The sequence below is a fragment of the Collinsella sp. Sow4_D11 genome, from assembly GCF_052116465.1.
Classification (GTDB): Bacteria; Actinomycetota; Coriobacteriia; order Coriobacteriales; family Coriobacteriaceae; genus Collinsella.
Map to the genome: position 1 here is coordinate 1 of NZ_JBQKLA010000038.1, position 6,983 is coordinate 6,983.

Below are 6,983 nucleotides of genomic sequence, written 5' to 3' on the forward strand. Positions count from 1 at the left end.
ACCCGGGCCGACTGAAAAACCGCTCTGGCTGGGGTGTCCCGCAGAACCCGGGCCGACTGAAAAACCGCTCTGGCTGGCCCAGAATGGCCGCTAGGACGGCCGTAGAGCGGCTCCCGGTAGGTGTGTGTGGGTCGGCTTGTTTTGGTGGCTGTCATGGGGTTACCAGGTCCTTGATGGTGGTGGTTGGGTGCGGTCGTGGTTGCCGTTGGTGGCTCCTGCGCTGCGGTTGCAGGTGGCGTGTTCGGGTTGGGTGTGGTGGGGGTTGCCGCCTCGTGCGAGGTCGGTGGTGTGGCCGAGGTCCCAGGGGGTGTTGGGGGTGATGGGTTTGTTGCAGCGCCAGCAGGTGATGGGGATGTTGGCGTTGATGAGGTGTTGGTAGGCGGCTCGGGTTTGGCGGTGGGCTCGGGTGTAGGTCATGTCTGGTCCTCGGTGTAGTCATGGTTCTTCCTTTCGTGAAAGTTATCCACAGCCCCAGTCTGGCTACCGGATTGGGTGACCACGATTCATTACTTGTCTTCCAATGTCTTTCAAGACTCTTTATAGGAGGGGTCTGTGGTGACCCCCTAGAGGGGTCTGTGGTGACCCCCTAGAGGGGTCTGTGGTGACCCCCTAAGGGGGGTCTGTGGTGACCCCTCTGCCGTCGATATTGAGGGTGGCTGGTCGGAGTTATCCACAGGCAGTGCGGGCTTGTATCGACCACCCAAGACGATGATGAATGAAGCGGTCCTGTTCCACTCAGCATCTCTTCCTCGCTTGATCAGTCCGGCGTCGAGGAGTTCCTTGATGGCCCGCTTGGCCGCGAGCTTCCCGGCATTGTCGGGAGCTCCAGGGCGTCCGGTGATAGCGAACGCAATGCCGGCGTGTCCACCGTAATACTCGGCGGCGGCGCGGCCGGGTGCGGGTTTGTCGAAGGCGCTGTGGCACATCGTGATGAGTGCGAGGCGGGCCCGGTGGGTCAGGTGCTGGCCCAGCGTGGGGTCGATGGCGAGGTTCACGAGCTGGTAGCCCATCAGATGGTCTCGAATCGGTGTGCTAGATGGTGATGGCCGTGACGTCTCAGCCGGCGCGCGATCGAGGCCGGCCGGACGCCCAGACGTTCGGCGATGTTGAGTGGTGAGGTGCCGGCGTCGAGGAGATCGAGAACCTCATCAATGCCGGCGCGGGTGCGGGATTGGGTGTGGCGGATGCCGTGAGGTGTGGCGGTGGGGTCGTCGATGGTGTCGTCGTCCCACGCCGCCGGCGGGGCCCAACCCTGACGTTCGGCATAGTTCCTGACACGGGTTGACTGAGGACCGGTGCTCAGGCGAGTCACGGATTCGTAGAACGCGACCACGTCGGCGGCATGACTCGGTGGCTTGCGCCCCAGGTAGCCGGCGCGCAACTGGTCGATGGACGCTCGGGAGCAGCCGACCGCTGCGGCGATGTCAGCGGCCCGGTAGCCGAGTCGAGCAAGCGCTCGGAGGCGACGCGCGAGGCCGATCGGTGTGACAGTGCAAGGATCGCGGTACCCGAGGATCGCGTCGGAGTTCCGGCGTGTGATGAGCCGCGTCCTGCCTGCCCTGACCGTGTACAGCGTCGCGTGTGGTATGCCGATGGTGGCGGCGACGTGGGTCATGGGTGAGATGAGACTGGCGAGGTGGTTCCGGGCCGGCGTGGCATCGACCAGCTCGCGCGGGTCAGGGGTCCCCCACTGCTGGTAATACTTTCGGCGTACGCGGTCTCGGACGGCTGCTGCTGCTGCGTCGGTGCACGGCCGGCAGCGGCAGCCCCGTGTGTAGGTGTTGACGTACCCATGCGGTCGCGAATCAACCTTGCCCATCACAATCCGCCTAGGATTGTTGCTTGCCAGATGGTGAGGTGGCAGCCCGGTTGCGTGGCGGAGTCGGGGTGACCGACGTACAGTTTCCGGGCTCGCAGGTCGACGCACTGGGAGTCGTCGGTCCACAGTCCGGCATCGGTGAGGGCGTCGAGGATCATCCGTGAGAGTTTGTCGATGTCGCCTGAGCTGCGGGTGATGGGGTCGGCGTCGAGGCGTGCGCTTTTGGGTCGGGCGATGGTGAGGATGCAGCGGACACCGATAGGGCCGGTGAGTGTGCCGGAGCGTTGGGCGATGGCCCGGGCCGCTGCTGCGACCCGGGCCCGCCACCACTTCTTTTTGCCGGTTTTGTCATCCTCGATCAGCTGGTGTCGGCCGTGTCGGCCGACGCATTTGAGGGACCCTTTGGTTTGGGGGTCGCCGTACACGGTGACTGACCACACAGCGGCCTCACTCCATCAGGCTGGCGAGGTAGAGGGCTCGCCGTTCGAGGTGCCATCGTGCGCCGTTGTGATGCTGAGACCCGCGGATGGTGGTCATCTCGGCTCCGCCCCGGCAGTGTTTCCCGGTGGCGTAGCACACCGGGCAGGTGGGGTATGCGCCGGGGGTGCCGGCTGGGCAGCGGTGGAGGCGCTTGTGTTCCCGGGCGTCGGTGATGCACGCCACGTAGGGCTCGCTGGGGTACTGGTATTCGCAGACGGTGCAGTCGACCTGGAAGCCGCCGCGTGGGCCGGCGGTGATGGTGACGGCTCCGGCGGGCGGGTTCCAGTGTGGGCGGGGTGTCATGTCATCTCTTCCTCGCCGTAGACGTAGACCTCATCGGTCACATCAGTGCGGCCGTGATGCTCCTCGACGTCCCCGTGGGACGAGACCAGCGAATCGAACGGCAGCGGGTCACGGCCGGTGCGCTGCGCGTACAGCTCCGCCGCGAGCTCGGTGACGACCGGGGGCACTGTGTCGGCGGGGCCGATCGGCTCGATCCTGCGGAGCTCGACGGTGGGGATCCGTGCACCGGTGGCGAGGTCCTCGGTGATTTTGGTGGGGACGATCCAGGCGATGACGGCGATCACATGGTCGGGGTTGTGGAGCTGCTCGACGATGGAGTCAAGGCCGTTGATCTCCGGGTCGCCGGGTAGCTTGGCGGAAAGTTTGACGGAAGCGGACATAGGGATTCTCCTCAGGGATAGAAACGAGTTGGTCTTGCAGGTTGGGTGTGGGTTTGCGGTGCGGGTCCTTCTCGCACGTCGCGTGATGCGCCAGGAATCTCCGCGCACCTTGTTTCGCCGGCCGGTCGTGGCTGATCACGTAGCCCTCGAGGTCACCTCGGACGGACTCCCAGGCGCTCACGTTGCCGTGGGGGTCGTGGCCGGGGTTGCAGGGTAGGAGCCGTCCGGTGGCGGTCATGCGGATCCAGATGATGGGTCGCCAGCAGTGGCGGCACTTCCCCGCTTTCATGAGCATCGGGGTCGGAGGCGATCATCGCCGTCCCCCCCGTCGTCGCCGTCGTGGGCCTGCAGCAAGGCATCGAGCTCGTCCACGTTTTTCGAGCGCTCGAGGGTGGAGAGCAGCTGCCTGAGCTCGTCCTCGGTCAGCTTCGTCGTGGACTCCACCGGCCTGCCGACGACCGCCGACGTGTACACCAGCCGCTCGGTCCGCTCCTCAACACCGAGCCGCTTCCAGTGCGCCATCACAGCACCCAGCGCACGCGAGCTGCGTTTCGGTGCGACCTCGGCCGCCGGCTGCGGTTCCGGATCCGCCGGCAGGGCCTCGAGCTCCTCAACCTCCACAACATCGGCCTCGACCGGCTCTGGGGCGGGCTGTGCGGGCCGCTGACGGCCTCGCGTGACCGGGATAGGTTTCCGTACGGGGGCAGGCCCAGCAGGCGCAGGGGCGGGCGGCGGCGGCGGCGCGTCAGCCACCTTCCCGGACCTGCGGCCGATCGTGGCCCGAACCGGCTCCTGCTCCTGCTGCTGCTCGACCCGCACCACGGGCACCGCCACAGGCTCCTCGTCGAGGTCCTCCAGCTCCTCCACCGACGCCATCCCGTGGATCACGTCAGCGAAAACCATCCGCGCCAGCCGGGTCGTCGCCCTCGCCAGCAGCATCTCGGCCGGCCGCGTGGAGTACTGCGGGTTTTTTTTGGCGTCCCCCGCCTTGACCGCCTCGGCCATCGTGTATGTCGCCGTGGTCCACTCCTGCTCACCACGGCGTTTTCCCTTGACCTGGCAGCGGTCGGCTGACATGTCGGTGATCCGGATCTCGTGGCCGGCGCGGGCGATCATGGCCCGCATCAGCTCCGCCGAGATCCCTGCCTTGCCGTTGATGACGTGGATCGAGCCGAGTGCGGTCATCGGTGGGAGGTCGAGCTCGCGGCCGTACAGGATCGCCGCCGCGGTTTTCGGCACCGATCCCCGCAGCGAGACAGGGACGAACTCGGTGCTGGCGATCTTCTGAGCGAGCTCACCCACAGGCTCGAGCACCTGTGTCCATGAGTCGGTGTGGTCGTGTGATGGGGTGACCGGCACGAGCTCGGCCGGTTCCTCCCATGTCTGCATAGTCATGCTCGGTCCCTCCTGGGGTGGTTTTCGATGTAGATCGGGTCGGAGATGGGGTTGAGGTGGTCGTCGTCGTCGCGGGACGCCCACGACGTGGGCCGCGCCCACGTGTCATACACCTCGAGCAAGTGCAGGAACACGGCCCAGGTGTCCTGGTCGGCTTTGGCGAGCTGCAGGGTGCAGGAGTCCTCACGGACGTGGACGATCGCGCACACGTCGACCTCGGGCATCGAGATCTCGGTGTCGCTGGTCACCCGGCCACCGCGGGGCCCGACTGACTCGGTGGTGAGGATCCCGAGGTCTGCGTACCGGTAGGCGGCGAGCTGCAACGCCGTCTCCGCATAGACCCTGCGGGAGGTCTTGATGTCCAGCAGCACGCGCCCTAGCCGGGGGCTGGTGCCGATCGCGTCCAGGGTGCCGGCGTACCGGTACTCGCTGTGACACACCGGCATCTCGGTGTGCTCGATGTCGAGCTCCCAGTCGTCCAGGAGCCGGGCGTAGCCCTCGACGTAGGGGCGTTCGCCGGGGGCGATGTCGGCGGGGTCGATCTGCTCCCCCCGCGAGATCCGCTCCCCCAGGGCGTGGACACGGTTCCCGGTGACGATCGCGCGCCGGTTCGTGGCGAGCCGGGCTCGCTCGAGGCGTTTGATGCGGTCGGCTGAGCGGAGCTCCGACAGCTCGGCCCAGTGCTCGTCGGCGTAGGCGGCGGTTTCGGAGGCCGCCCACTGGACGAGGGCGGGTTTGTCTAGGGTGCCGATGACGGTGGTGACGCCGGGGATGCGGTAGCCGTCGAGGGTGTAGGAGTGGCCCCTGCCGTGGTCCCGTCGAGTGAATCTGGGCATCAGAACGCACGCCCCTGGATCTGCTCGATCTGGTCGGCGAGGCTTCTCCTCGCGTCGCGGAGCTCCGCAACCGCACGCCAGTCACGGTCGGGTATGAGGAGTGTGATCACGCCGAGCAGCTCCGTCAGGTCGCAGGGATCGAGCACCAGATGCCCCCCCTTCGTCAGGTGGACGCCTTCCTCGTTGATCTCGACGCCGAACCCCTCAGGGCCGTCCCACCGGATCGTGCTAGGGCGCCGCATCATCGCTCACCCGCCTCGAGGTCGAGCCGCTGCACATGCCAGCCACGCACACCACCCGCGATCGGGGTACCGGCCCGCTGACCCGTCGTGCGCACACACGACCGACCCGACGACCCACACTCCGGACACTCCGGATAGTGATGACGCCGAGGCTCACCCGACCGCCACGCTGGGGGGCGGGACTGGTGACGTGCCTGGGGAACGTGAGGGGAGTACAGAGCAGCGATCATCACGACGGTGATCGCGACGACGACGAGAGCGAGGAGCCACCATACGGTCATCGGAGATCACCCGCCTCGGTGATCGCGTACCAGCAGAGCACGGCGCCGATGGCGAGGAGGGCGAGGACGAATGCGCCGTTCATGACTCGCTCCCCTCGGGCACCTTGGCGCCGAGCAGGCGATCAATCTCGGACCGCGGAAACCGTCGGTGACCGCTCGGGAGCCGAACGGACCTGATGAGGGGCGGCTCGGCGTCCGCCCAGCGACGCAGCGTCTTGATGGAGACGCTCAGCGCGTCCGCGGCCTCAGCCGGAGCAAGCGCCTTCTGGGTATACCTATTCATGACCTGAACACTAGACATACATAGCCACGGAGGTCAAGGGATACCCAAACTTGCCCACACAGTTGGGTAGTTTTGGGTATATGTGCAGGTGGGTGATGATGCTCTCGTGGCTGCGGGGCTGATTTGGGGCGAGCTGGCCCGCCATGACGAGGCGGTGGAGCGGATGCTGGACGCTGAGGTGCCGATTGTTTTGTCTCGGCAGCCGGTGGGTGATCGGCCCCGTGGGTGGTGGGCTGCTGCTGCCGGGCGGGCGATGCTGGCTGACCCTGATGTGGCAGTGGAGTGGGGCTGAGATGGGCATCCTGATCATCCCCACCGACCTACGCAGTCACGTGCTCGGCCTACGACATGGAGGGCCGGGTCTGGCCCTGGTCAAGCTGGATCGACGACGACGGCCTGGCATGGCCACGACCGAGGCGGGAGTGCGGGCGATGCTGGTGGACTCCGACATCGAGCTGGAGTGGTGATAGGGGTCCCCCCTATACAAAAGAAAACCCCCACCCCTGACGAGGGGTGGGGTACCACGTGGTCGGGCAGCGGTCAGGGGTGCTCCTCGACGGCGCGACGCGGCTCGACCGTGGTGTTGCTGGCAGCCGTCAGCCCGAGACCCGAGCTGACGAACGCGAACACGGCGAGGGCGACAGTCAGCCACGTGGGCTGATCGACAGACGCCGCCCCGTAGCCGATCTGCACAGCACCGAGGGTGAGGCCGACGAAAAACATGGCGTAGTACAGGATCGCTCGCACATGGGGCGGGAAAGCGACAGGGGTCATGGTAGGTCCTCTCGTGCAGGGGACGGCTCTGTGTCGTCCACCGGATCAGGGTCGAGCCACAGGCTCGGGTCGATATGGCCACGGATGCGGTGCGGGACGCGGGGCATCCGGCCCCAGTCAGGGCGGCGGAGCATCCCGACCTGGTCGATGAACCAGGCGGCGGCGGACAGCTGTCCCAGCCGCTCGGACA

12 protein-coding genes are annotated in these 6,983 nt (G+C 66.7%); 1 reads left to right on the forward strand and 11 read right to left on the reverse strand.

What is annotated here, in order from left to right; all coding sequences use genetic code 11:
- Positions 1-159: 159 nt before the first annotated feature.
- The 9 genes from ACTQ40_RS09890 to ACTQ40_RS09930 form a co-directional block, all read right to left on the reverse strand.
- A complete protein-coding gene (locus ACTQ40_RS09890) occupies positions 160-417 on the reverse strand; it encodes a hypothetical protein (RefSeq protein WP_441521657.1) in 258 nt (85 codons plus the stop codon).
- Between the two features lie 146 nt (positions 418-563).
- Positions 564-1,010: a hypothetical protein gene (locus tag ACTQ40_RS09895; protein ID WP_441085716.1), complete on the reverse strand. Its 447-nt coding sequence runs from the start codon at positions 1,008-1,010 to the stop codon at positions 564-566.
- Positions 1,010-1,615 carry a hypothetical protein gene (locus ACTQ40_RS09900; protein ID WP_441564030.1) on the reverse strand — a complete coding sequence of 202 codons (606 nt, stop codon included), beginning with the start codon at positions 1,613-1,615 and terminating at the stop codon, positions 1,010-1,012. Before ACTQ40_RS09900 ends, ACTQ40_RS09895 begins: the two co-directional genes overlap by 1 nt.
- A gap of 203 nt (positions 1,616-1,818) precedes the next feature.
- Positions 1,819-2,259, reverse strand: coding sequence for a RusA family crossover junction endodeoxyribonuclease (locus ACTQ40_RS09905; protein WP_441085714.1), 441 nt, complete (start codon positions 2,257-2,259; stop codon positions 1,819-1,821).
- 339 nt (positions 2,260-2,598) lie between these two features.
- Entirely contained in the window at positions 2,599-2,982 is a 384-nt protein-coding gene (locus tag ACTQ40_RS09910) for a hypothetical protein (RefSeq protein ID WP_441564032.1), read from the reverse strand.
- Positions 2,983-3,267: 285 nt separating this feature from the next.
- Positions 3,268-4,377 (reverse strand): hypothetical protein, encoded by a 1,110-nt coding sequence (locus ACTQ40_RS09915; RefSeq protein ID WP_441085711.1) that lies wholly within the window; start codon positions 4,375-4,377, stop codon positions 3,268-3,270.
- Positions 4,374-5,213: a hypothetical protein gene (locus ACTQ40_RS09920; protein ID WP_441085710.1), complete on the reverse strand. Its 840-nt coding sequence runs from the start codon at positions 5,211-5,213 to the stop codon at positions 4,374-4,376. Before ACTQ40_RS09920 ends, ACTQ40_RS09915 begins: the two co-directional genes overlap by 4 nt.
- A complete protein-coding gene (locus ACTQ40_RS09925) occupies positions 5,213-5,458 on the reverse strand; it encodes a hypothetical protein (RefSeq protein ID WP_441564034.1) in 246 nt (81 codons plus the stop codon). Before ACTQ40_RS09925 ends, ACTQ40_RS09920 begins: the two co-directional genes overlap by 1 nt.
- A gap of 357 nt (positions 5,459-5,815) precedes the next feature.
- The gene (locus ACTQ40_RS09930) at positions 5,816-6,037 is read right to left on the reverse strand and encodes a helix-turn-helix domain-containing protein (protein ID WP_441085708.1); all 222 of its coding nucleotides are present in this window, start codon (positions 6,035-6,037) and stop codon (positions 5,816-5,818) included.
- A gap of 191 nt (positions 6,038-6,228) precedes the next feature.
- Here ACTQ40_RS09930 and ACTQ40_RS09935 point away from each other — a divergent pair, with 191 nt between their 5' ends.
- Complete coding sequence (locus tag ACTQ40_RS09935) at positions 6,229-6,486, forward strand: hypothetical protein (RefSeq protein WP_441564036.1); 258 nt, start codon at positions 6,229-6,231, stop codon at positions 6,484-6,486.
- Between the two features lie 73 nt (positions 6,487-6,559).
- Here ACTQ40_RS09935 and ACTQ40_RS09940 read toward each other — a convergent pair whose 3' ends face one another.
- Complete coding sequence (locus ACTQ40_RS09940) at positions 6,560-6,793, reverse strand: hypothetical protein (protein WP_441042120.1); 234 nt, start codon at positions 6,791-6,793, stop codon at positions 6,560-6,562.
- A partial coding sequence (locus ACTQ40_RS09945) for a hypothetical protein (RefSeq protein WP_441564038.1) occupies positions 6,790-6,983 on the reverse strand: 194 nt, incomplete at its 5' end. The genes ACTQ40_RS09945 and ACTQ40_RS09940, both read right to left, overlap by 4 nt.